This window comes from Lacticaseibacillus hulanensis, from assembly GCF_004010095.1.
In the GTDB taxonomy this organism is placed as follows: Bacteria; Bacillota; Bacilli; order Lactobacillales; family Lactobacillaceae; genus Lacticaseibacillus; species Lacticaseibacillus hulanensis.
Genome location: NZ_RRYD01000013.1, coordinates 1 through 24525 on the forward strand (window position 1 = coordinate 1; position 24525 = coordinate 24525).

General features: G+C 52.7%; 17 protein-coding genes and 1 tRNA gene. 3 read left to right on the plus strand and 15 right to left on the minus strand.

Annotation, left to right across the window (positions count from 1 at the left end):
• Positions 1-60: 60 nt before the first annotated feature.
• From eno to EKN00_RS04235, 5 genes are all read right to left on the minus strand, one after another.
• Positions 61-1368, minus strand: a complete 1308-nt coding sequence (eno, locus tag EKN00_RS04215; RefSeq protein ID WP_127848899.1) for a phosphopyruvate hydratase — start codon at positions 1366-1368, stop codon at positions 61-63.
• A 201-nt stretch (positions 1369-1569) separates the two neighbouring features.
• Entirely contained in the window at positions 1570-2325 is a 756-nt protein-coding gene (gene tpiA, locus EKN00_RS04220) for a triose-phosphate isomerase (RefSeq protein ID WP_127848900.1), read from the minus strand.
• Positions 2326-2505: 180 nt separating this feature from the next.
• The gene (locus EKN00_RS04225) at positions 2506-3696 is read right to left on the minus strand and encodes a phosphoglycerate kinase (protein WP_127848901.1); all 1191 of its coding nucleotides are present in this window, start codon (positions 3694-3696) and stop codon (positions 2506-2508) included.
• Positions 3697-3950: 254 nt separating this feature from the next.
• The gene (gene gap / locus EKN00_RS04230) at positions 3951-4976 is read right to left on the minus strand and encodes a type I glyceraldehyde-3-phosphate dehydrogenase (RefSeq protein WP_127848902.1); all 1026 of its coding nucleotides are present in this window, start codon (positions 4974-4976) and stop codon (positions 3951-3953) included.
• Positions 4977-5014: 38 nt separating this feature from the next.
• On the minus strand, positions 5015-6052 hold the full coding sequence (locus EKN00_RS04235) for a sugar-binding transcriptional regulator (protein ID WP_127848903.1): 1038 nt from the start codon (positions 6050-6052) through the stop codon (positions 5015-5017).
• A 435-nt stretch (positions 6053-6487) separates the two neighbouring features.
• Here EKN00_RS04235 and EKN00_RS04240 point away from each other — a divergent pair.
• Positions 6488-6559, plus strand: a tRNA-Arg gene (locus EKN00_RS04240).
• A 360-nt stretch (positions 6560-6919) separates the two neighbouring features.
• Positions 6920-7501, plus strand: coding sequence for an ATP-dependent Clp endopeptidase proteolytic subunit ClpP (gene clpP / locus EKN00_RS04245; protein WP_127848904.1), 582 nt, complete (start codon positions 6920-6922; stop codon positions 7499-7501).
• Between the two features lie 93 nt (positions 7502-7594).
• On the opposite strand, the gene whiA is transcribed toward clpP, so the two are convergent.
• The 3 genes from whiA to rapZ are packed head-to-tail and all read right to left on the minus strand — an operon-like array spanning position 7595 to position 10468.
• The gene (gene whiA, locus EKN00_RS04250) at positions 7595-8545 is read right to left on the minus strand and encodes a DNA-binding protein WhiA (RefSeq protein ID WP_127848905.1); all 951 of its coding nucleotides are present in this window, start codon (positions 8543-8545) and stop codon (positions 7595-7597) included.
• Positions 8546-8549: 4 nt separating this feature from the next.
• Complete coding sequence (locus EKN00_RS04255; protein WP_127848906.1) at positions 8550-9578, minus strand: gluconeogenesis factor YvcK family protein; 1029 nt, start codon at positions 9576-9578, stop codon at positions 8550-8552.
• Entirely contained in the window at positions 9575-10468 is an 894-nt protein-coding gene (gene rapZ, locus EKN00_RS04260; protein ID WP_127848907.1) for an RNase adapter RapZ, read from the minus strand. Before rapZ ends, EKN00_RS04255 begins: the two co-directional genes overlap by 4 nt.
• A gap of 184 nt (positions 10469-10652) precedes the next feature.
• Between rapZ and EKN00_RS04265 the strand changes: the two genes are divergently transcribed.
• Entirely contained in the window at positions 10653-11132 is a 480-nt protein-coding gene (locus tag EKN00_RS04265; protein ID WP_127848908.1) for a ComE operon protein 2, read from the plus strand.
• 83 nt (positions 11133-11215) lie between these two features.
• Here EKN00_RS04265 and EKN00_RS04270 read toward each other — a convergent pair whose 3' ends face one another.
• The 7 genes from EKN00_RS04270 to EKN00_RS04300 all read right to left on the minus strand — a co-directional run bounded on the left by EKN00_RS04270 (position 11216) and on the right by EKN00_RS04300 (position 24371).
• Positions 11216-11755, minus strand: coding sequence for an HdeD family acid-resistance protein (locus tag EKN00_RS04270; protein WP_127848909.1), 540 nt, complete (start codon positions 11753-11755; stop codon positions 11216-11218).
• Between the two features lie 1014 nt (positions 11756-12769).
• The gene (uvrA, locus tag EKN00_RS04275; protein WP_127848910.1) at positions 12770-15619 is read right to left on the minus strand and encodes an excinuclease ABC subunit UvrA; all 2850 of its coding nucleotides are present in this window, start codon (positions 15617-15619) and stop codon (positions 12770-12772) included.
• A 71-nt stretch (positions 15620-15690) separates the two neighbouring features.
• Positions 15691-17691, minus strand: a complete 2001-nt coding sequence (gene uvrB, locus EKN00_RS04280) for an excinuclease ABC subunit UvrB (protein ID WP_127848911.1) — start codon at positions 17689-17691, stop codon at positions 15691-15693.
• Positions 17692-17995: 304 nt separating this feature from the next.
• Positions 17996-19117, minus strand: a complete 1122-nt coding sequence (locus EKN00_RS04285) for a pilin N-terminal domain-containing protein (protein ID WP_127848912.1) — start codon at positions 19115-19117, stop codon at positions 17996-17998.
• A gap of 4 nt (positions 19118-19121) precedes the next feature.
• Positions 19122-19745 carry a pilin N-terminal domain-containing protein gene (locus EKN00_RS04290; protein ID WP_127848913.1) on the minus strand — a complete coding sequence of 208 codons (624 nt, stop codon included), beginning with the start codon at positions 19743-19745 and terminating at the stop codon, positions 19122-19124.
• Positions 19742-22372, minus strand: coding sequence for a SpaA isopeptide-forming pilin-related protein (locus EKN00_RS04295; RefSeq protein ID WP_127848914.1), 2631 nt, complete (start codon positions 22370-22372; stop codon positions 19742-19744). The genes EKN00_RS04290 and EKN00_RS04295 overlap by 4 nt, the downstream gene beginning before the upstream one ends.
• A 271-nt stretch (positions 22373-22643) precedes the next feature.
• Positions 22644-24371, minus strand: coding sequence for a phospho-sugar mutase (locus tag EKN00_RS04300; protein WP_127848915.1), 1728 nt, complete (start codon positions 24369-24371; stop codon positions 22644-22646).
• Positions 24372-24525: the final 154 nt, after the last annotated feature.

A 24525-nucleotide genomic window follows, 5' to 3' on the forward strand; every position in this document is an offset into this window, starting at 1 on the left:
ACAACGAACGCCGTTATATCAGCGTTCGTGCACATAGGCGCACATCACAGAACTACTTTATTAAAAGTTGAACTTCTTGATGTTGTAGAAGGACTTGCGACCCTTGTACTGTGCAGCAGTACCAAGCTGGTCTTCAATCCGCATAAGCTGGTTGTACTTCGCAATACGGTCGGTACGGCTCATGGAACCAGTCTTGATCTGGCCAGCGTTCGTTGCAACAACGAGGTCAGCAATCGTGGTGTCTTCAGTTTCACCGGAACGGTGGGAAACAACGGCTGTGAAGCCAGCTTCCTTAGCCATTTCGATAGCTTCGAAGGTTTCGGTCAAGGTACCAATCTGGTTAAGCTTGATCAGGATGGAGTTGGAAACGCCCATGTCGATACCCTTCTGCAGGTAGTCGGTGTTCGTAACAAACAGGTCATCACCAACAAGCTGAACCTTCTTGCCAAGCTTGGCAGTAATCTTCTGCCAGTCTTCCCAGTTGTTTTCGTCAATAGGGTCTTCGATGGAAACGATTGGGTACTTGTCAACAAAGCTTGCGATGAGGTCGATGAATTCGTCCGTGCTGTAAACCTTTTCTGGGTCACTCCAACGAAGAACGTAACCGTTCTTTTCGGTGTCCCAAAGTTCGGAAGAAGCAACGTCAAATGCAAGAGCAACGTCTTCACCAGGCTTGTAGCCGGCCTTCTGGATAGCTTCAACAAGGATTTCGAATGCTTCTTCGTTGTCCTTAAGGTTAGGTGCGAAACCACCTTCATCACCAACAGAGGTGATGTCGCCCTTTTCCTTCAGGAGTGCCTGAAGTGCGTGGAAGGTTTCGGAACCCATCCGAATTGCTTCGTGAACGCTCTTAGCACCAATAGGCATAATCATGAATTCCTGGAAGTCAATGGTGTTCGTGGAGTGTGCACCACCGTTGATAACGTTCATCATTGGGGTAGGAAGCACGTGACCATTAGGGCCGCCAAGGTATTCGTACAGTGGCAGGCCAAGTTCGTCAGCAGCAGCACGAGCAGCAGCCAGGGAAACACCAAGAATAGCGTTAGCACCAAGCTTGCCCTTGTTAGGGGTACCATCGAGTTCGATCATGGTCTGGTCGATGACACGCTGGTCGGTAACGTCAAGGCCAATAACTGCCTTAGCAATCTTGTCGTTAACGTTAGCAACAGCCTTAAGAACACCCTTACCACCGAAACGGTTCTTGTCGCCGTCACGGAGTTCTACGGCTTCGTGTTCACCGGTAGAAGCACCTGAAGGAACAAGTGCGCGGCCGAAACCGCCATCTTCGGTGTACATTTCAACTTCAACAGTTGGGTTGCCACGAGAGTCGAGGACTTCACGAGCAAAGACATCAGTAATGATAGACATTGTGTGATTTTCTCCTTTATTTTCGCCTTTACGGCTTTTATGGGTGGACAAAGCGTTCACGCCCATAGACATATTTTAACAAATTAGCCAGGCTAATCATATTAACAATGTCGCCAGGAAACGCTTTATTCCACTTTTTTTAGAAAACGTCAGAAACTGCGGCGCCGGACAAAACCTGAGACACCGCCGAGCTAAGCTCTATTAGTTCTTGAAGTTTGCCAGGGCAAGGAAGCTTTCAGGAACAAGGGATGCACCGCCGACGAGACCGCCATCGATGTCTTCCTTGCTCATGAGTTCCTTAACGTTAGCAGGCTTGACGGAACCACCGTACTGGATGCGAACATTAGCAGCGGTTTCTTCGTTGTAAAGGGAAGCAACCGTCTTGCGAATGTGTGCACACATTTCTTCTGCCTGGTCAGCAGAAGCAGTCTTACCAGTGCCGATAGCCCAAATTGGTTCGTAGGCAAGAACGGACTTGGAAACCTGTTCTGCAGAAAGACCGTCAAGTGCAGCCTTGATCTGGCCAGCTACCCAGCTTTCTGCTTCGCCAGCTTCGCGCTGTTCAAGCGTTTCGCCACAGCAGATGATTGGCAGCATGTTGTTACGGAAGATGGCCTTAGCCTTCTTGTTGATGTCTTCGTCCGTTTCGTGGAAGTATTCACGACGTTCGGAGTGACCAATAACAACGTAGTCAACACCCATTTCGGAAAGAGCCTTAGGACTGGTTTCACCAGTGAAGGCACCTTCGTCTTCGAAGTAGGAGTTTTCAGCAGCAACCTTGAGTTCTTCGTTCTTAGCAAATGCAGTCAGAACAGAGAGGTCAATTGCAGGTGCAGCAATAACAGTTTCAACGTCGGTGCTCTTTGGCAGCTTGCCAGCAATAGCATCTACGAAAGCCTGGGTTTCCTGGGGGTTCTTGTTGAGCTTCCAGTTACCAGCAATAATTGGGGTACGCATTATAAGCTTTTCTTCCTTTCGAAATGATCCCGCAAGCGGGAAGCGAGTCGGCACCCAGCAGTCGGATTAACGGATAAACACACAAGCGTCCTTGTGTGCTTATCTAAGTAGTGCCCCCTATCCGTCGATAGAAGGCAGCTACTCGTCAACCCGAAAGCTGGGCTAACCTAATAGCGCAAACTACTTGTTGGAAATAGCAGCGATACCAGGCAATTCCTTACCTTCAAGGTATTCAAGACTTGCACCACCACCAGTGGAGATGTGGGTAATCTTGTCAGCAAGGCCAAGTTCTACGGCTGCAGCAGTGGAGTCACCACCACCGATAATGGTCGTAGCACCTTCAAGGTTACCAAGAGCAGTCCCTACTTCAAGGGTACCCTTAGCAAAGTTGCTCATTTCGAACACACCCATAGGGCCGTTCCAAACAACAGTCTTAGCGCCCTTCAGAGTTTCCTTGAAGAGTTCAACGGACTTTTCACCGATATCAAGAGCCATGTAGCCATCAGGAATGTCGCCTTCAACGGTCTTGTGTGGAGCATCGTTGTTAAATTCAGTTGCAACAACGTTGTCTACAGGCAGAACCAGCTTGTCGCCGGCTTCTTCGATGATCTGCTTAGCAAGGTCAATCTTGTCCTTTTCAACCAGGGAGTTACCAATGGAAAGACCCTTAGCTGCGTAGAAGGTGTAGGTCATCCCACCACCGACAATAATCTTGTCAGCCTTAGGAATCAGGTTGGAGATAACACCGATCTTGTCAGAAACCTTAGCACCACCCAAGATTGCAACGAATGGGTGCTGAGGGTTTTCAACGGCATCACCGAGGAACTTGATTTCCTTTTCCATCAAGAAACCAGCAGCGGTCTGCTTCATGTTGGAAGCAATACCGACGTTGGAAGCGTGGGAACGGTGTGCAGTACCGAATGCATCGTTGACGAACAGGTCGCCAAGGCTTGCCCAGTACTTGCCCAGTTCTGGGTTGTTGCCGGATTCCTTCTTGCCGTCGAGGTCTTCGAAACGGGTGTTTTCCATAACGAGAACGTCGCCGTCATTCATGTTAGCAATTGCGTCTTCAAGTTCCTTACCGCGGGTAGCAGGAACGAAGGTTACAGGCTTGCCAAGAAGTTCGGACAAGTGTTCTGCAACTGGGCGCAGGCTAAGCTTAGCCTTGTCGTCTTCAGTCTTAACACGGCCAAGGTGAGAAAGCAGAATTGCCTTACCACCATGTTCGATAACGTACTTGATGGTTGGCAGAGCAGCTACAACACGGTTGTCGTTACCAATAACGCCATCCTTGATAGGAACATTGAAGTCGACACGGATAAGGACCTTTTTGCCCTTAACATCGAGGTCAGAAACAATGAGTTTTGCCACGAATATTTCCTCCTAATAATGGCGTGCAAATGCACGCGGGTTAGTTTGAACCAGCAGAAGCTGGCAGCTATGGTTGAGCTTCAACACATTAATGAATGCACCGCGACTGACGGGGTTTGTCCACAATCGGCCAAGTGCTGTATTCATTAACCTTGTATCAGCTCTGTGCATACAAAAAGGGGTAGGGAGTAACCTCCCTCCCCCTTTTCGGCAGTGCGGTGATACTATAATTCGCTAATTAAGCGACTAATGAATTAGTCAGCAAGCTTTGCGAATGCAAGCAGGGTACGAACCATCTGGCAAGTGAAGCCGTATTCGTTGTCGTACCAAGCAACGGTCTTAACAAGCTGGTAGTCGCCTGCAGTTGTAACTTCGGTCTGAGTAGGGTCGAAGATAGAACCGTAAGTGGTACCGATGATGTCGCCGGAAACAACTTCGTCAGCGTTGTAACCGAAGGATTCGTTGCCTTCAGTTGCCTTGCGAAGAGTTTCGTTAACTTCGTCAGCAGTAACCTTCTTGCCAAGGATGGAAACAAGTTCCGTAAGGGAACCATCTGGAACAGCGACACGCTGTGCGTGACCCTGAAGCTTACCCTGGAGTTCTGGGATAACAATGCCGATAGCCTTAGCAGCACCAGTCGTGTGAGGAATGGTGTTGTAAGCAGCAGAACGTGCTGCACGCTTGTTACCGCCGCGAACAGGTGCATCCAGAAGCTTCTGGGTACCAGTGTAAGCGTGAACCGTGGTCATGGTACCAACTTCGATACCGTAAGCCTTGTTCAGGAAGTAAGCCATAGGTGCAAGACAGTTGGTCGTGCAAGAACCAGCAGAAACAATGCGGTCGTCAGAAGTCAACGTGTCGTGGTTAACGTTGTAAACGATGGTCTTGATCTTACCAGCAGGTGCGGAGATCAGGACACGCTTTGCACCAGCGTTGATGTGAGCCTGTGCCTTCTCTTCAGAGGTGTAGAAGCCGGTGCATTCGAGAACGTAATCAACACCGTCGTTCTTAACCCAAGGAATGTTGTTTGCGTCTGCTTCAGCGTAAACAGGGTATTCCTTACCATCAACGATGATGGAGTTGTCAGTAGCACTGACTTCACCGTCAAAAGTACCGTGAGTAGAATCGTACTTGAGAAGGTGAGCCAACATTGCTGGGGTGGTCAAGTCGTTGATTGCGACAACTTCGATGTCACTGGACTTTGCACCAAGTTCGTGGATACGACGGAAAGCCAAACGACCGATACGGCCGAAACCGTTGATACCAATCTTAACAGTCATGCTAAAATTTCCTCCTTTAGGAAATGAGAAGTTTTATTTTAACGGGTTGCCCCGGTTAAAATCGAGTTTGCTGCACCCGCATCCGTGATTAACCACGTCTGCTTGGGTGCATGTTGCATGTACGCCTCAATTGCCTTGGCCTTACTGCGGCCACCTGCAATTGCAAAGACGAACGGAATATTATCAAGGTCCCTAATCCTCAATCCGATTTTCGGGATCTTGTACACCACCTGTCCTTCAGCATCGAAGAACGTGCCAAACGTTTCGGCAACTGCGTGATGCTCTTGAAGCATTTTCAGAATGTCGCTCGGCATTTTACGCCGCCGCGCCATTGCCAACGCTTCCCCTACACTATGAATCACAACCGAGCTATTGTCAATCAGTTCCAATACTTCCTTAACACTTGGCTCTTTTAGTAGAGGCTGGTAGGTTTCCTCACTAACATTTTCGGGAATGTATAAAACTCTGTAAGTGCCCCCAGTGGACTGAGCCATCGCTGCGGCCACTGAGTTCGCCTGAATGTCCACGGTTTCGCCGACGCCCCCGCGAGCGGGAACGAAAACGAGGTCGCGGCCAGTTGACATCTGGTAGCTGAACTGGCGCGCCGCGTGTGCGAGGGTTGTGCCCCCCATCACCGCTACCACCTGTTTACCATTTGGTAGCAATAACTGCATCGTCCGGGCAAGCGTTTTGCCCATATCGTCCAGCACACGCCGGCTCTGATCAGCATCCCCAGAAACAATGAGGCAATGATCAATACCGAGATGTGCGGCGAGGGCTTTTTCGTCTGCCCGAATGCCAAGGAGCTGGTTCATAAACCCGTCCATGCTGGCAAACACTTCACGACCCTTGGCGGTTAACACCATGCCGCTCCGTGAGCTCTCCAGTAGGCCTTGCTTACGCATGAAATCAACTTCCGTGCGCAGAATACGTTCGGTTGTGTGCATTTGGTCGGCAAGAGCGCGACGGCCAACCGGTTCCATCCACCCCACATATTGAAGTATCCGATAGCGTTTTGTGGCTATGGCCAGCATGTCTGGTGCAATGGCCTCAATCCAGGCAAAATCAGATTGCATACTAGCTTCCTTCTTTGTGGGACGTTTAGTGACCAACAGGTGCTTAAAATGACCCATCAGCTGTAAAAAAATTTCAGGATTACCGGATTGACGCCGTTCTCCCTACCAACGCTTCTCATTATAACAACGCCCGCTTACTCAATGCAAGTTAACTGAGCGAAACATCACCAAAAACTCGCCGAAAATTCGGATTCTGGAAGCTTATCTCGTTTGTAGGTGTTTTTTGTTCGTGATTTATCCCTCATCCCACCCCAGAAGCGGCATTCCGTTCGCAACCACATTCGGATTGTATCTAATAATAGTTTAATGTTAGCTGAACTATGGTCGTTTTACTGAAAAACCGCCGCAAAACGTTGCATTTCCCAAAAAGCAAACCGTGCGCGATAAAGTTCTTGCAATTAGCCATTAAACCAGATATTATAGTTAAGTACTTTTGCGCGGTTAGTGTAATGGATCGCACGTGAGATTCCGGTTCTCGAAATCCGGGTTCGACTCCCGGGCTGCGCATAACTACACAATAAAAGCCTTCATTGCAAGGTTTACATCAAACAGCGGCCACATGATGTGGTCGCTGTTTTTGTATTCTGCTTGTTTTGCTGATTATCGAAGCCTGCTGGAACACGCAGATTAGCTGGCAACCACCCCCGCTTGATTGACGAACTCAATCGCCTTCTTCCTATAAGTAGCAGACAACTACAAACTTCTGTCCCATTTTGTTTGCCACCTTCCAGCTTCGGGCATTATACTTAACGGAAATAAAAGGTCGAAAATATTTGACCTACTTTGACGTTTGGTGTAATCTTAGCACTGTACTAAAACGAGTGCCAAAATCACCCGTCACTTTTTCTACTAAATAGGAGGTATATCATGTTAGTACCTACAGTTATTGAACAGACTAGCCGCGGCGAACGTGCTTATGACATCTACTCACGTCTGCTCAAAGACCGCATCATTATGCTGTCCGGCGAAATTAACGACCAGATGGCCAACACGATCATTGCGCAGCTCCTCTTCCTGGACGCACAAGATTCAGATAAGGACATCTACCTGTACATCAACTCCCCAGGTGGGGTGATCACCTCCGGACTGGCGATTCTCGACACGATGAACTTGATTAAGTCCGACGTGCAAACCATTGCCGTTGGGATGGCCGCTTCAATGGCCAGTGTTCTCCTGGCATGCGGGACCAAGGGCAAGCGTTTTGCCCTGCCTAACTCCGAAGTGCTCATTCACCAACCACTGGGTGGCGCTCAGGGTCAGCAAACCGAAATCGAAATCGCAGCCGAACAGATTTTGAAGGCACGCGAAAAGCTCACCAAGATGCTCGCTGATGCATCTGGTCAGTCGTTCGATAAGGTTAAGAAGGACACCGAACGTGATCACTACCTTAGTGCTCAAGAAGCTAAGGATTACGGTCTGATTGATGACATTTTGACCAACAAGAAGTAAACACGCAAAAACACCATCCCCAAATTGAGGATGGTGTTTTTTTGTCGTTGCTGCAAATCTGGGCCACTGAAGGTCCTGTCACGTGCGTACGCATTAACCTTCATTCGTACCGGCACGCATTTTCTCGGCCAGCTCATTAATTTTCCGCAGGCGGTGATTAACGCCGGACTTGGAGATTGGTCCACCCGGAATCAGGTTGCCGAGCTCAGTCAAGGACACTTCCGGGTGCTCGAGGCGGACCTGCGCCATGTCGGCGAGACGTGGGGGCAACTGCTCTAATCCCCCATGATTTTGGATGAAGTGAATATTGTCAATTTGCTTTTGCGCTGCGTTGACGGTTTTACTCATATTCGCGGTTTCACAGTTAACTAGCCGGTTGACCGAATTCCGCATGTCCCGCATGATGCGCACATCTTCAAACTTAAGCATCGCGTTCGTTGCGCCAATCACGTTCAAAAAGTCAGCGATTTTCTCGGCTTCCTTCAGGTAAACGATGTTGCCGCTGCGGCGGGCCACCGTCCGTGCATTCAAATCGAAGTGGTTCATCATCTGCATGATGCCTTCATTGTGGTCCGCATAGAGTGAGTAAATTTCCAGATGGTAGCGGCTGGTCTCGGGATTGTTCACGGAACCCCCAGCCAAAAACGCCCCGCGCAAATACGAACGCATCCGTTGCGGTTCGTCCAGCACCTTCTCGGCCACCGCGGTGTTAATGCTGAGCCCTAGTGGATCCAGAATCGACAAATCCCGGAGCATTGGCTTCACGTCATGCGCCAGGCGCACCACGTACTGGTTGTTCTTCTTCAGCTTCATCTTACGCCGCACAATGAGGTTGGCTTCCTGCTGGTAAAGCTGCCGAATGAGCGCGTACAGCCGGCGGGCAATTGCCGGGTTTTCCGTCTGCACGTCGAGGCCCAATTGGTGGTTCACAATGGTTAGCGTCCCGTTCATGCGAATCAATGCGGATAATTCCGCCTTCGCGTGCTCGGGGTGCACCTCCAGCTGGGTTAATTCTTTTTTGACCTGACTAGCAAAGCTCGCCATTGTGTCACCTCTTATTCTTTAGGTTGGCCTGAAACGCCAAATTCATAATCTCGTCGGCCACCTTCGCGCCATCATGGAACACACCACCGCCACGCAGCTCGAGGAAGTCGGATGAAATCACCCGGCACCCCATCGCCCGCAGTCCAGCGTAGTCACTACGCACCGGCCGTGTGGAGATTTCGGTGTACTTCTTCGTGTCGAGGTAACCGTCCGGCACGTGTTCGATGTTAACGAGAACTGTATCGACGAAGTTCTGCTGCAAATGGTCGTGCAGGACGCGCACGTGATCCGCATCGGTGAAATTATCCGTTTCCCCTTTTTGGGTCATGATGTTAACGATATAAATAACCTCGGCCTTGGTTTTGAGAACCGCATCGCCAACGTTCTTAATCATCAGGTTCGGCAGGATGCTGGTGAACAAACTACCAGGACCCATGACCACCACGTCGGCGTCCATAATTGCGTCCACCACTTCTTGCTCCGCAGCGGGCTGCCCGTTATCATCACTGCGGGTCACCCAGACGCGCTTAATGTTCTTCCCCGCAGCGGTGATTTCGGCCTCACCAGCCAGCTGGGTCCCGTCGGTAAACTCGGCGTTCAGCGTGAGTGGCGTGTTGCACGCGGGGTAAATATGCCCATCCACCTGCATCATTGAACTCAGCTGCTGGACGGCGGCAAAAATCCCGCCCTGCATTTCCGATAGCGCCGCGATGATGAGGTTCCCAATCGTGTGCCCCGCAAAGAATGAATCGGTGCTGGCAAAGCGATACTGGAAAATCTCGCGTTGCAACTCCGGCAAGTCAGACAATGCGACCATCACGTTCCGAATATCACCAGGCGGAACGACGTTAATGTAGTTGCGCAGGGCCCCGCTAGAACCGCCATCATCCGCGACGGTAACGACCGCGGTCACGTCGGCGTTCTGATTGTGAAGAGCCTTAACCACGACCGGCAGTCCGGTCCCCCCACCAATCACAACCACCTTGGGCCGCCGACCGCGGATGACCCGGATTATTTTATGATCAGCTGTCATGAGCGATTCACCGTTTCCTTTCGTTTATTCGCATCCCGATGCGTAACGTCAACCGGATATTCATCCTTAAAGCTGTCCCCAATTCGGCGGGCGAACGCGACGCTGCGGTGCTGGCCACCGGTGCAACCAATCGCAATGGTGAGACTAGTCTTGCCTTCCTTGATGTAGGCGGGCATGATGTCGTGCAACATGGTGACGTACTGCTGGTAGAACTTCTCCGCCATCGGGTTGCCCATCACGTAATCGTACACGGCCTGGTCCTCGCCGGTGCGTTCCTTGAGCTCAGGAATGTAGTACGGGTTAGGCAGGAACCGCACATCCATCACGATGTCCGCATCAATTGGCAGCCCGTATTTGAACCCAAAGCTCATCACCTCAATGTGAAAGACGGGTTTCTGCTGATTCTTAAAGCTAGCAAACAATTCTTCCCGCAGCTCGCGTGGGCTCAAGTTCGTGGTGTCGATGATGAATTCAGCGTGTGTACGCAGTGGCTTTAGTAGCTCGCGTTCCTTGGTGATTCCATCCATGAGTCGGCCTTCCATCGCCAGTGGGTGTGACCGGCGGGTTTCCTTGTACCGGGAAACGAGCTCCGTGTCGGTGGCGTCTAGGAAGATGATGTGCGCCCGAATTGATTCGGTGTTCTCCATTTCGTGCAGGGCATCCACAATCTGGTCGTAAAATGCCCGACTACGCATGTCGACAACGAGCGCAACCTTCTTGATTTTGCCGGAATCCTCGAGCAATTCCCAGAACTTAGGAATCAAAGCTGGCGGCATATTATCGATGCAGAAGTACCCCAAATCTTCGAATGCCTGCATCGCAACGGTCTTACCCGCACCCGACATTCCTGAAATTATTACCAATTCAAATGGATTTTCTTCTTCAGCCATGCTTTGTCCCCCATCAAACTATACTGGTTTCTACGTTACCCACATTCTAACATTCCGGGCGTGTCTTTCATAGCTAAGTTGCACCGGCTTAATCATTACGTACAAGTTCAAGGCGGCTTAGGTTGTGCCTCACCCCTACATGTAGTGTATAATTAGCTAAAACAGTCAAGGGAGCTAACTAGATATGGCAGACCAACGTTTAGATTGGAACGAATACTTCATGATTCAGGCCGTCTTACTCGCATCCAGAAGCACGTGCCAGCGCTTGGCGGTCGGAGCCGCAATTGTTCGCGACCGCCGCATCATTGCCGGGGGCTACAACGGCGCCGTTTCCGGAGACGAACACTGCATTGATTCCGGGTGTTTGCTGCGCGATGGCCACTGTGTCCGCACCATCCACGCGGAAATGAACGCCGTGCTCCAGTGCGCCAAGTTCGGCGTGTCAATGGACGGCGCCAGTGTGTACGTCACGGATTTCCCGTGCCTTCAGTGCACCAAGATGCTGCTTCAGGCCGGTATTCGTCACATTTATTACCTGCGCAATTACCACAACGATGACTACGCGCTACACCTGCTTAAACTAAAGGACGTCGGCGTCACCCAGATTCATCTGTCGGAGGACGCGCTGAAACGCTCCCGCCTAACTGAATACATTGAAAACTAGCAACAAACAGCCGGTGGGGAATACGCATAATGTGCGTGTTCCCCACCGGCTGTTTAATTACTTAATCTAACCCGGATTATTGTTTAGTTACCACGCGCAAAGGCGATAACCAAGGCGTTAATCCCGAACAAAACGAGGTAAATCGCCACAATCGACGCAAACGAGATTGCCGCGACAACTGGTTGCATAATTAGCAGTACCGCAACCAAAATCATGACAATGTCCAAAATCAGGGACAATACAAACCACAATGTGCCAATTTGGCGCAGGTGGCCAACCGTGAGCAAGTTCGTGATTGCGTCTACTAGGAACCAAACGGCAAACAGCACGGTGATGCCAACGACGCCAGCGGGTACATTGAACAGGAACAGCAAGCCCAAGATAACATCGAACACACCGGATAATGCGTACAACCACGACATCCGGGGCAGATACTGCCGCATCTTGCTAAACGCCGCGAGCACAGTAATCCCGCGCATGATGGCAACAACCGCAAACAGCAGCGCCATGGTTACCAATCCGGCACCCGGGTGCATGAACATAAAAATCCCGGCGATGATAAACAAAACCCCGGTGAAGAATTCGCGCCAGTCAAATCCCCACCGATCTCGTGTACTAAACATTGATTGTCCCCACTTTCGTAACCTTATGCTTAGATTGTAACATGAAAGCAGTTGCAGGGCAGTTCTAACCCTCCATCTTTATCAAAACGCATCCAAGCTCGGGGGCTAGTCTCACGCTGTCCGGCAGCGTCAGTCCTTTTGGTGGTGTGAGTTACCGAGTTGTTCTAGGGGCCGCGCCTGGGCGGGGCCGGTGCGCGTTCCGTGCGGCTGGGATTTTCCGTGCGGCCGGTTGAAGCCCCAAAAACCGGGTCTTCAACCTAAAAATTCAGCCCCGAATGCCCGCTCTTCAGGTTACGAACTCAATACGTATTGTTAGGACCTGTGTGGAAGCTTTGTTCTTCCTGACGGGTCTTAATTTTTGCCGGCTATGGTGTGGAGAAGCCCGATGCAAAAACCGCATCGGTCTTCTCTCACCATAGCTTTCACAGGAAAATCCCAGCCGCACTACACGCGCACCGCCCCCGCCCAGTCGCTACAGCGTAGTTAAACTAATAGCTTACGCCATCACCGAATAAAACAGAAAGATCTGTCATACCGGAATCCGTCACGCTCAATGGACGTTATGTCGTCTAGTACACGGCGGTAACTAAAATGCTGCTTACTATCCAGCGGAGCGTTGTGGCGTTTGGCCGGAGGGTCCGGGCTGGGTCTCGGGTGTGCCGCCCAGCCGTGGCAACAAGAATAGAGGGTGTGACGACCGCGGTTTTTGCGGTTGGCACACCCTCTATTCTTGTGGGAAAAATTTAGATTTGTGTGAGGAGCACTCAGGATTTGGGTACGAGATAAAGGCTTCGATTACATACCAAGCATCGTACGAGTTAGGTTTCGGCGCGACGATGCAAAGCTAAATTTTTAGTCTGGAGACGGCGCTTTTCCGGCTCCAGACGACCGCCACAGCGACCACGGCGAAGCACACCCGAGGCCCAGCCCGGACCCGGAGGCCAAACCCCGCAACGCGGAGCCCCCACTGGTCTACCTCAGCAACCACGCTGACGCTGCCGGACAGCGACAGTGTTACTTTGCCCCTGCCTCACGTGCTTTGTCACGGCGGAGGATTGCGCCCAGGTACTGGCCGGTGTAGCTGGCAGGTACGGCCGCAATCTGCTCTGGCGTCCCGGTGGCGACAATCTGGCCACCGCCGTCCCCGCCTTCAGGACCAAGGTCGATTACCCAGTCAGCACACTTGATGACGTCTAGGTTGTGTTCGATGACAAGCACGGTGTTCCCCTCATCAACCAGTCGCTGCAGGACTGACAGAAGACGGTTGATGTCGTCCGTGTGTAGCCCCGTGGTTGGTTCATCGAGAATGTAGAAGTTCTTACCCGTGCTCTTCTTTTGCAGTTCACTGGCGAGCTTCATCCGCTGCGCTTCACCACCAGACAGCGTGGTTGCGGACTGGCCCATGCTGACGTAACCCAGGCCAACATCAACGATGGTCTGCAGCTTCCGCGCAATCTTTGGAATTGGTGCGAAGAACTGCACCGCCTCACTGACGGTCATGTCCAGCACTTCGGAGATGTTCTTGCCCTTGTACGTTACCTCAAGCGTTTCTGAGTTGTAACGCCGCCCGTGGCAGACTTCACAAGGAACGTAGACGTCAGGGAGGAAATTCATCTCAATCTTAATGATCCCGTCGCCCTTACAGTTCTCGCACCGGCCGCCCTTCACGTTGAAGCTGAAGCGACCCTTGCTGTACCCGCGCAGTTTGGCTTCCGTGGTCTGGGCAAACAGCCCGCGGATGTCGTCGAACACACTCGTGTACGTTGCCGGGTTACTACGTGGCGTCCGCCCAATTGGTGACTGGTCAATATCAATCACCTTTTCGAGCTGATCGTAGCCGCTGATTTTGCGGTACGCACCCGGCTTGTTCGAGTTGTGATTCAGCTTCTGCTTTAGCGCCCGCTTCAGAATCGAGTTAACCAAGGTGGACTTACCCGAGCCGGACACACCCGTGACCGCTACGAATTTCCCCAGTGGGAACTTGGCGGTGATGTTCTTCAGGTTGTGTTCCGTCGCGCCGCTAACCGTAATCACGCCACCGTTACCCGGACGGCGAACGTGCGGCACCTTGATGAACTTCTTACCCGATAGGTACTTCCCGGTTAGTGACTTGCGGCTGTGCATCACCTGCTTTGGTGTCCCGGCGGCCATCACCTGACCACCATTTTCACCAGCACCTGGGCCAATATCAATTAGATAATCGGCCGCAAGCATGGTGTCCTCGTCATGTTCAACAACAACCAGAGTATTCCCAAGGTCGCGCATCTTCTTCAGTGAATTGATGAGCCGGGCGTTATCGCGCTGGTGCAACCCGATAGATGGTTCGTCTAGGACGTACAATACGCCTGACAGATTCGAACCGATTTGGGTCGCGAGGCGAATACGCTGGGCCTCACCACCTGACAACGTGCCAGCACTGCGGGACAAGGTCAGGTAATCAAGGCCAACGTTAATCAGGAAGGTCAGGCGGTCCACAACCTCCTTCACAATCGGCTGGGCAACCACACTGTCCTGTTCGCCCAACTTAACCTTCTTGAAGAATGGCAATTCGTCCTTAATCGCGAGGTCACTGGCTTCGGCAATGTCGAGGCCGCCAACCTTGACCGCGAGTGCGGCGCGGTTCAACCGCTTGCCACCACACGCAGGGCACTTGAGGGCTGTCATGTAAAGCCGCATCTGTCCACGGGTGAAGTCGCTGTTGGTCTCGTGATAACGCCGGTCAATGTTCGGCATCACGCCTTCGAATTCAACGTCCACATCGCGCACCCCACCGAAATCGTTCTCGTAGTGGAAGTGGAACAACTTGCCGTTACTGCCGTGCAGCACAAAGTCCTTCTGCGCGTCAGTCAGCTCCGCAAACGGAACGTCGAGCGGAACATTAAAGTGTTCGCAGGCCTGGCGCAGCAATTCTGGGTAATACTGTGAGCTAATCGGATTCCATGGTGCAATGGCGCCCTGCCGCAGGGTTAGACTGTCATCTGGCACAACCAAATCAACGTCCACGTTCAATTTTTGCCCTAGCCCATCACATTCAGGGCAGGCCCCAAACGGCGCGTTGAAACTAAAGAGCCGCGGTTCCAGCGCCCCGACGGAAAAACCACAAATTGGGCAAGCATAGTGTTCCGAAAAGACCAGGGGTTCGCCGCCAATAACGTCAACCACGGCATAGCCATCAGACAGGCGCAGGGACGCTTCGAACGAATCGAATAGGCGCGAACGGACATCATCCTTGATTACAATTCGGTCAATGACAATATCAATATCGTGGAACTTCTTCTTGTCCACCTCAAAATCGGGATTAACGTCCACGATTTCACCATCAACGCGCATCCGCACGTAACCTTCACGTTGAATCTTGGCGAAGACCTTCTTGTGTTCACCCTTCCGGTGGCGCACAACCGGACTCATAATCTGGATGCGCGTCCGTTCGGGCAGTTCCAAAACGTGGTTCACCATTTGTTCGACCGACTGGCTCTCAATCTTGGTCCCATCGTTTGGACAAATTGGCGTACCAACCCGCGCCCACAGGAGCCGCAAATAATCATTGATTTCCGTAACCGTCCCCACGGTACTGCGGGGGTTCTTGGACGTGGTTTTTTGATCGATAGAAATGGCGGGGGATAAGCCGTCGATTGAATCAACGTCGGGTTTGTCCATTTGGCCGAGGAACTGGCGTGCGTATGCCGAGAGACTCTCGACATACCGCCGTTGCCCCTCCGCATACAGGGTGTCAAAGGCCAGCGAGCTTTTACCTGAGCCGGATAAACCAGTCACCACCACCAATTTGTCGCGGGGAATGGTGACGTCAATATTTTTTAAGTTGTGGCTACGAGCGCCGTGAATTTCAATCTTATCTGCTGCCATATTTACCTCAAATATTCTGGGCCTGCATGTAACTTGCCCTTAAAGCATTGCGCCGAGCACGATTCATGCCCTTATTTTTCCAATTCCAGAATTGTATCACGCAAACTTGCCGCCTGCTCGAAGTCGAGCTTCTTGGCCGCCGCGCGCATCTGTTCACGCAAGTTGCTGATGAGCTCCTGCTTTTCTTCCTTGGACATATCCGCCAAATCGACTTCCGCAAACGACTTATCCGCGTCAGCATCCGCATCTGGCTTAACGGCCGAAATGTTGTCGCGAATCGGCTTGATGATGGTCTTTGGTGTGATGTGGTGCTCTTCGTTAAACTTCTCTTGGATTTCGCGCCGCCGTCTGGTCTCATCAATGGCCCCCTGCATGGAGTCGGTGATGCGGTCGGCGTACATAATGACCCGCCCGTGTTCATTCCGGCTGGCCCGCCCAATCGTCTGGATGAGTGACCGTTCCGCCCGCAGGAAGCCTTCCTTGTCCGCATCGAGAATGGCAATGAGCGATACTTCGGGCACATCAATTCCTTCACGCAGCAGGTTAATCCCAATCAGCACGTCGAACTTCCCGAGCCGCAAATCCCGGATGATTTGGGTCCGCTCAAGGGTCTTGATGTCCGAGTGCAGGTACTTAACCTTGATGCCCAGTTCCTTCATGTAATCCGTCAGGTCTTCCGCCATTTTCTTGGTGAGGGTCGTGACAAATACACGCTCGTGCTTCTCCACGCGCTTGTTGATTTCGGACACCAAGTCGTCAATCTGGCCCATAATTGGCCGCACCTCAATCTGCGGATCAAGTAGCCCCGTTGGCCGAATAATCTGCTCGGCCACGTCTTTTTCGGGCACCCGTTCCTGTTCGTAGGGACCAGGAGTGGCCGAAACGTACAGAATCTGGTTAACCCGTTCCTCAAATTCGCTCAGCTTAAGTGGCCGGTTATCCAGTGCACTCGGCAGGCGGAACCCGTAGTCAATGAGCGTCTGTTTCCGCGCCCGGTCACCGTTGTACATCGCCCGCACTTGGGGCATGGTCACGTGGCTTTCGTCGACCATGATGAGAAAGTCCTTGGGGAAGAAGTCCAGCAGCGTGTACGGTGGCTCGCCCGGCTTGCGGCCGTCCATGTGCCGGGAATAGTTTTCAATCCCGCTGGTAAAGCCCATTTCCCGCAGCATTTCAATGTCGTAATTGGTGCGCTGCTCAAGCCGCTGTGCCTCAAGCAACTTGTTTTCACCGCGCAATTCCTTGAGCCGTGAATCGAGCTCAGCGCTGATGCTGGCGATTGCGTGTTCCATCGCGTCGTCGTTGGTCATGAAGTGGGTCGCTGGGAAAATCGCAACGTGCTCGCGCGTGCCGATAATCTCCCCGGTCAGGGCGTCAACTTCAGTAATGCGGTCAATCTCATCCCCGAAGAACTCCACGCGAATGGCGTGTTCGTCACCACTGGCCGGGAAAATTTCAACCACATCCCCACGCACGCGAAACCGGCCACGCTGGAAGTCAATGTCGTTGCGGTCGTACTGGATGTCGACCAGGTTCCGCAGCAGCGAGTTCCGGTCAATTTCTTGGCCCACGTGCAGCGAGATCAGGTGGTCAAAGTATTCCTTTGGGTCCCCTAATCCGAAAATGCTGGAAACGGACGCCACAACAATTACGTCGCTGCGGGTCAGCAGCGAACTAGTTGCTGAGTGCCGCAACTGGTCGATTTCATCGTTGATTGCCGAGTCTTTTTCGATGTACGTATCAGAACTTGGCACGTACGCTTCGGGCTGGTAGTAATCATAGTATGAAACAAAGTATTCCACGGCGTTGTGGGGGAAGAACTGCTTGAATTCCCCGTACAACTGCCCTGCCAGGGTTTTGTTGTGCGAGAGAATGAGCGTTGGCCGGTTCAGGTTCGCAATCACGTTACTCATCGTGAAAGTTTTCCCGGTCCCAGTGGCACCCAGCAGAATCTGTTCTTTCTCCCCGGCCTTAAAGCCCGCAGTCAGTTGGGCAATTGCCTGGGGCTGATCCCCCGCTGGTTTGTACGGCGAAACCAATTCAAACTTACGCTGTTCACGTGTGTCATCCATGACTATCCCTCCACTCGCGTTGCGCCGCCCACTTCTGCCCAAATGCGCAGAAATGCGGTTTGCAACAGCTTCTTCGGCAGTACTCACACAAAAAAGCGGATCAGTGAAATTCACGAATCCGCCTTGTGCGGACGGCTACCGTTAAGTTACTACCTTCTTGTAAGGAAAGTCTACCACAGCGAACACACTTTCGCTAGTCGAAACGCGAAAAGAAACGCGCACCACAGTGGCGTAAAAGCCCATTGTGACGCGCGTTTGTCGGCTGCTAGTGGTCGCAGCTTAATTCAAATCTACAAAAAAATTTTTAATCAACTACCCGGCGCTTAACGTACACAATTGCACCCACGGCGACCATCGCCGTACCGACAGCGATGAGGGCAATGATACCCTTACCACCAGTGTGCGGCAGAATGCTTTCCGGCATATCACTCACCTGATTGGTCACATCATTTTTATCGTCACCGGAAGCGACTTGGCCAACCTTAACCACGCCGCCCGCGATTGTGAACTTATCGGTGTATCCAGCTGGGGCCGTGATTTCCTGCAAGCCGTAATGACCGCGCTTGCTGAGGCCCTTGATGGTGTTGTCCGTGACCGTTTCGGGGAAGGCGCCAAAGCCAAACCGGCCATCGCTATCCGAGGTAAACTTGGTCGCATCGTCAGTGGATGTCACCCAGGTCACATCTTCTGGCGTCACGGAAAAACCGGTAACCGCTTTTTGCCCTTCAATCCGTGCGTAACGCAGGTCATCCCCATTTTTGCGGGTGACGTAAAAGACGGCCTTCGCCAGTGGCGTCTCGGGATTATACTGGTCCACCTTCCGGAATTGCAAGTAGTAAGTATCCTTCACCGCATCCTTGGGGTAAACGTACAATTGGCTCGGATATTCGCCCGCTGCATTCCGCGCCGGTAACCCCAACAGAAAATCGTAGGACTGCTGGAACCCGGTTGGGGTGTGGCTTTCACGGAACAGGTAAACCGCACTGTGCCCGTTGCTTTGGGTCGGCAATTCTGTGGTCGCCTGACCGTTGGACGTGCCAATCACCTTTACCGCCTGCGCTTTGGAAACGTCAAAGTGCTTGGCCGTATACGGGTTAGCGTCCGTTGGTCCGTTGACTTCACCAATGTTGTCCTTGGTGATGCCGGGCTCGCCAATTGCTTGCCAGTACTGATCCGTCACGTCATACACGGTGTAAATGGCACCGTTGACCCGTTCCTTTGCATCAGAAGGGTCGGGACCGATTGTCGGGTCATGCTCTGTTAGGTCATCCCCCGACTTGTATTTAATCAACGTAATTGTCTGTTTCTCCGGTGCTTTTGTTGCAGCATTAGCCGATGCCGCCGCCGCACTGGCACCAACGCCAAGGGCAAGCAGTGCTGCACCGAGCGCCGCTGAAATGCGCCGCCCTAGCCTGTTCAATTTCATTGTTTTACACAACCTTTCGTTTATTAAAACCGTGAAGTTTAATCATTAAGTAGCCGCCGAGCACAACAACGCCAAGACCCGTTAGCCACCAAAGCTTGGCACTACCGGTCTGGGGGAGCTTTCCCTGTTTGCTTGTCGCATTCCGCTGCCCCGCCCCTCTTGGCGGTGCGCCACCAGTGTCCGGCAAAGGGGGGAGTGATTTCGGATATACGTGTGCAATTTCCCCCGCTAACCCGCCTTCATGCACCGAAGGCATCACCACCACAACCGGCTGAATGGGTTCAGTATCACTGCGGGTTTGAATCAGGTACACCGCTCGCTGGCCTGCCTTTTGGGTCGGCAGCACAAATGTCGCTTGTCCCTGCGCCGCCACGCGTGTTTGCACTGGCCTGCTCACAGGCCTAGTCTGTGCAATCACCTCTTGCCGGTCTTGCAGTGACACCTTGTGCTGAAGAACACTCTTCGTCCAAAAGGCATCCGTAACGTCAAAAACGGCGACCACGGCTGACTCACCTGCAGGCAGCTGCACCGTAAGCGTCTGCGTTGTTGCTGCCGCCTGTACTGGTCCCGCACGGACACTCACCAGCGCAAAGATGGTTAACAACGCCGCCCATATTTTCCGCCTCATTCACGCCACCCCCTTGCGTTGCGGACCGCGTACATGATTAGTAGCGCAACAATGCCAGCGCAGGCAGTCGCAAGCAGGGCGAGTGTCTGTCTGCCCGTCCCGCCTGTGTGCGGCATAATGCGCGGTTCAGGATTGGGCTCATCGTTGACTAAGAGCACTAATTCAGCGGGACCCGTTTGGTAAAAGCCAGATGCGTACCCACCGCCATCCACATCCGGGCCAGTTCGGTCAATCTTTTCGCCGTCCTCATCCAACCAGGTGCCGTCTTCACTCACCGCAAACCGAAACGTCGTCTTATTTAAAACAAATCCTTCAGGCGCGACGGTTTCGCGCACCTCATATTTTCCGGGTAATAAAACGGCGGTCAAAGTGATGGGCGTCCCCAGGTTATCCCCCCACGACCGAACCTTCTTGAGCCGAAACTCCGCGCCGGCCAGTCTGCTTTGCGTGTTCTTTTCGTACTTCATTATTTGCAGGCGGCGCTGGGTGTTGGTGATTTGCGCTTCGTCATCCTCCCGCGTGGCCCAGTCCACATCGTTATCAATTTGCTGGACATAACCCCGCAGGTCCTCAGCGGTCACAAAGTAACGCAGCTTAACCCCCGCGTCACTGTAAGCCGGCATTGCGAGTTCCCGACCATCACTCGTCGTCGCCTGCGTGAATTCCCGCTCCCAAGTGTGGTCATCATCCGCATCGGCCACGGTCAACGTAACGTATCCCTTCCAGGTCGAATCAACCGCCGCTGGTGTGCGGCGCTGAACCGTAAAGCGCACCTTGTCGGGAAGCCGGGCGCCAAGGGGAATCCGCCATCTTTTGACGACCTCTAACTCCCGCGCCGGCGCCCGTGCGGATGGCTCACCGAAATTAACCAGCTCATCCGGACTGCGCCCATTTGGCATCAGGGTGGTCGCAGAACTAAATTGGTACCAATATTGAGTGCGAAAATTTGGTGCTTGTGTGCGCAGCGCGACCCGGTAATGCAGTTGCAATTCATCGCCCGCACCCAGCGTAATGCCCGCTGCACTTAATCCTGCACTTGTCAGGCTGACGCGCGGTTTTAACGCGCTGTTGCCCATGATTTGCACGTCGCAGTTATTGCTAACCATCTTGAATTGCGGCGCCAGCGGATCATTAATGCGTCCATCCTTGATGGTGGTCGCATAGATTTCACTTTCAACCAGCTGGGCCATCCGCAAAAGGTAATCCGTGACTGCACCGGGTGAATCAGCAAACTCGACTTGCCGGTTACCGCCGGCGTCCTTGCTGGCGATGAGTGCATACTTCGCAGCCACTTCTTTGGCCGTCATCCCCGTGCCATCATCCTGGCCCAACTGAATCCCGAGGGCGCGCACATCGGTCTGCTGCTGAATGGTATGCGCCGCCCCCAACGTCGCGGGCCAGGTTGACGCAATCATCTGGCCATCAACTTCGTACTCGTCTGTTTCGTGAGTCCCATTAACCGCGTTCGGATACCTGGTGCCGGAGTACCCCGCCGTATTGCCCAAGCCTTCAATCTGGTTCGTGCAACTGGTTGCAATCAGTTGACCATCGGCAGTGCTTACTCCCTGAACGTGGCACGCGTAGGTCGGTACACCGTCGGAAAGAACTATCATCATCTGCCGCGAATTTGCGCGTCCCTGATTAGCCAGCATCTCCGCACCCGCCTTCAGTCCCCCCTGGGTGAAGGTGCCACCCGCAAAGGTTGGGGCTACCACGTGCTGCAAGGCGTCTGCCTGACTCACCGACACCGGCGCCAAGGGAACAGTCTGCCCATTGGTCGCGTAGTCTGGTTCAGAAAACGTCACCGCGCCGACGTGGATCAATTCCTTCGCCTCCGGGGCCATCTCATTTAACGCCTGCATGAACCCGGCAAGCCCGGCTCGCAGCGCCTGCGCCTTAGTTTGATCGTCAATATAGCCGCCGCTAGTGTCGGACACAAAGTGGGGGTTGGCGGCTTGCACATACCGATTATCATCTGTCCTCAAGAAAAACTCGTGGTGATTATCCCGGTTGCGAAAAATCTGCTTGCCAGTGCGATCGATGAACGCCTCGAGGTGAACGTCATCCTTGGGAAAGCGTTTGTGTCTACGCCAAATATCATTGGCCTCTATTCGCCACCAATATGTTCCCGAGCTATCCCGGTAGGTACTCAACTCGTGCGGCAGTTGATTGCCGCGTTCATCTTTTTCCATGCTTCCCGACAGATCGAGGACAAACACTAGGTCAAGTGGCTCGGTCTGACTGGTAATTCTGGTATTGCCCCGCACGTTCAGGTAAACGTCATAGGTCCCCGGTACGCTGGTCTCCCGGGCAAACTTGCGGATGGTAAAATCCGGATTGCTCGGGTCGCCAAACTTAAGGTAGGCGTGCTCCCTGTCATCCGCATTACCACGCCAACTGGTCACACCATCCATTCCGCGGTTATCGCCACCCTGGGGGTTAATGACGGTTTGCTGGTCCTCGATGTGCCAGCTATCGCGTGGGAAAACACCCTGGTCATTGTTTGTGTAGCTCACCTCCGGATTACCAGCGGCTAGCCCTGTTGCTCTGGTACTGGCACAACACAAAGTCGCGATGAACAGGGCAACCAGCAAAACGAGGCCGATAACTCCATGGCGTTTGCCCATCTCTTTTCACCTCCCTGTTTGACTGCAAAATGCGCTAAACAACGCACACGTAGATTAACATTTGTGCCGGCGTCAACTATTCATGCAGTTAGCCGTTATGCGTTGTTAATATCGCTAAGAACCGCGCTGCCACGCGACTTAGCATTATGCAGTCGGCCGTAAGTCGGCAAACATTAGGAGCCGTAATCAACCTTTTTGCCCCAAAAAGCGCACAAAAAAACGCACCCTGAGTCATAAACTCAAAGTGCGCAGACAAAATTCAAATTAAATGTTATTCAGCGCTCTCGGCAAAGGCGGTCAGTGCTTCAGCATACTTTTTCAGCTTTGCGTCGGCATCGGCACTGCTTTGGCCCTGCACGCCAATATAGAACTTAACCTTGGGTTCGGTGCCACTTGGCCGAATAGCAATCCAGGTGCCGTCTTCCAAGTAGTACTTGAGCACGTTCGCTTTTGGCAACGTGATGTCGGTCTCAGTTCCGTTGGCGTTGGCCTTTTGCGTCAAGTAGTCTTCACTCCTCACAATGGCGGTGCCGCCAAAATCAGCGGGCGCCTCTTCACGGAAGGCAACCATCAGTGCCGCCATCTTCTTGGGCCCGGTAACACCGGGGAATTCGAGCGATGTGGTTTGTTCAGCGTAGTAACCGTACTTAGCGTAAAGTGCGTCAACCGCGTCGGCCAGCGTCATGTTCTTCTCCTGGTAGTACGCCGCAACTTCGGCCAGCAGCAGGGTTGATTGAACCGCATCCTTGTCGCGGACAAATGGCTTGACGAGGTATCCGTAGCTTTCTTCAAAGCCAAACATGAACGTGTGCTCTCCGGTTGTCTCGTAGTGCGCAATCTGGTCACCGATAAACTTAAAGCCGGTCTCGACATTAATCATCTGCACGCCATAGTCGGCACAAATTGCGTCAGCGAGTTCGGTTGAAACAAAACTCTTCACCACGGCCGCATTTGCGGGCAACGTCCCCGCCTGCTTGTTGGCCTCCAGGATGTAGTGCAACAGTAAGCTGGCGATTTGGTTACCCGTCAGCAGGTGGTATTCACCGTTTTTGAGAACGGCAGCCCCCAAACGGTCAGCATCGGGGTCCGTTGCAATCAGCAAATCAGCGTCCTGCTGCTTGCCAAGTTCGATGGCCAGGTCGAACGCCTCGTGGAATTCTGGGTTAGGGTGCTCAACCGTGTTGAATTCAGGATCGTAAATCGCCTGCTTTTGCACCATCGCAAAGTTGGCAAACCCGGCACGCTGCAGGGCGCGCATTACGGGCACTTTCCCCGTTCCGTGCAGTGGTGAGTACACGAGCTTCATCGTCTTGCCAACGCGCGCAACGAGCTCTGGATTAACCGTCACCGTTGCAACCGCGTCAAGGTAGGCGGAGTCGATGTCTTCACCAATCAGCTGCATCAGGCCGCTAGCACGCAGCTCGGTTTCGCTAGCCTGCGGAATACTGAAAATATCGGTAATCGCACGCACATACTCGGTAATCTTGTCGGATGCGTCTGGTGGCAACTGACCACCATCTTCGCCGTACAGCTTGTAGCCATTGTACTGTTTTGGGTTGTGACTGGCAGTAATCATGATGCCGGCAAAAGCGTGCAGCTTGCGAACCGCAAATGACAGTTCTGGCGTTGGGCGCAGAGCATCAAACACGTAACTCTTGATCCCGGCAGCACCAAGCACGTGTGCGCTCACGTGGGCAAAGAGTTCTGAGTTGTGCCGGGAGTCAAAACTGATTGCCACCCCGCGTGCACAAACGTCCTTGCCTAGTTCATTCATGTAACGCGCCAGTCCAGCATTGGCCTGCGCAACAGTGTAAATGTTCATCCGGTTGATGCCGGCGCCAAAAACACCGCGCATCCCGGCAGTACCAAATGACATTGGTACAGCAAAGGCATCTTCACGCGCCGCCGCATCATCCTTCTGCGCAGCAAGGTCCGCCGCTAACTCAGCGGGCAGGCCCTTCTGCTTTGTCCACAATGCATATGTTTCATCGTACCCCATTATTTCCAGCTCCAATTCTTTGGTTTCTAACTGTAAGTATACCCGTTAACGTGGACCGGCTAAACGGCAAAATAAAAACATCCAGCCATTTTTAGCTGGATGTTTCAGAAAACACTATTTTTATTAATGAAAGTCGGGTGTGACCATCATTACT

Coding starts and splice junctions, on each gene's coding strand:
- whiA (WP_127848905.1), bottom strand. CDS start 8,545: ATGGCGAGCTTTGCTAGTCAGGTCAAAAAAGAATTAACCCAGCTGGAG.
- EKN00_RS04255 (WP_127848906.1), bottom strand. CDS start 9,578: ATGACAGCTGATCATAAAATAATCCGGGTCATCCGCGGTCGGCGGCCC.
- EKN00_RS04295 (WP_127848914.1), bottom strand. CDS start 22,372: ATGGGCAAACGCCATGGAGTTATCGGCCTCGTTTTGCTGGTTGCCCTG.
- EKN00_RS04300 (WP_127848915.1), bottom strand. CDS start 24,371: ATGGGGTACGATGAAACATATGCATTGTGGACAAAGCAGAAGGGCCTG.
- EKN00_RS04265 (WP_127848908.1), top strand. CDS start 10,653: ATGGCAGACCAACGTTTAGATTGGAACGAATACTTCATGATTCAGGCC.
- uvrB (WP_127848911.1), bottom strand. CDS start 17,691: ATGGATGACACACGTGAACAGCGTAAGTTTGAATTGGTTTCGCCGTAC.
- EKN00_RS04285 (WP_127848912.1), bottom strand. CDS start 19,117: ATGAAATTGAACAGGCTAGGGCGGCGCATTTCAGCGGCGCTCGGTGCA.
- gap (WP_127848902.1), bottom strand. CDS start 4,976: ATGACTGTTAAGATTGGTATCAACGGTTTCGGCCGTATCGGTCGTTTG.
- tpiA (WP_127848900.1), bottom strand. CDS start 2,325: ATGCGTACCCCAATTATTGCTGGTAACTGGAAGCTCAACAAGAACCCC.
- EKN00_RS04270 (WP_127848909.1), bottom strand. CDS start 11,755: ATGTTTAGTACACGAGATCGGTGGGGATTTGACTGGCGCGAATTCTTC.
- EKN00_RS04290 (WP_127848913.1), bottom strand. CDS start 19,745: ATGAGGCGGAAAATATGGGCGGCGTTGTTAACCATCTTTGCGCTGGTG.
- EKN00_RS04235 (WP_127848903.1), bottom strand. CDS start 6,052: ATGCAATCTGATTTTGCCTGGATTGAGGCCATTGCACCAGACATGCTG.
- rapZ (WP_127848907.1), bottom strand. CDS start 10,468: ATGGCTGAAGAAGAAAATCCATTTGAATTGGTAATAATTTCAGGAATG.
- uvrA (WP_127848910.1), bottom strand. CDS start 15,619: ATGGCAGCAGATAAGATTGAAATTCACGGCGCTCGTAGCCACAACTTA.
- eno (WP_127848899.1), bottom strand. CDS start 1,368: ATGTCTATCATTACTGATGTCTTTGCTCGTGAAGTCCTCGACTCTCGT.
- clpP (WP_127848904.1), top strand. CDS start 6,920: ATGTTAGTACCTACAGTTATTGAACAGACTAGCCGCGGCGAACGTGCT.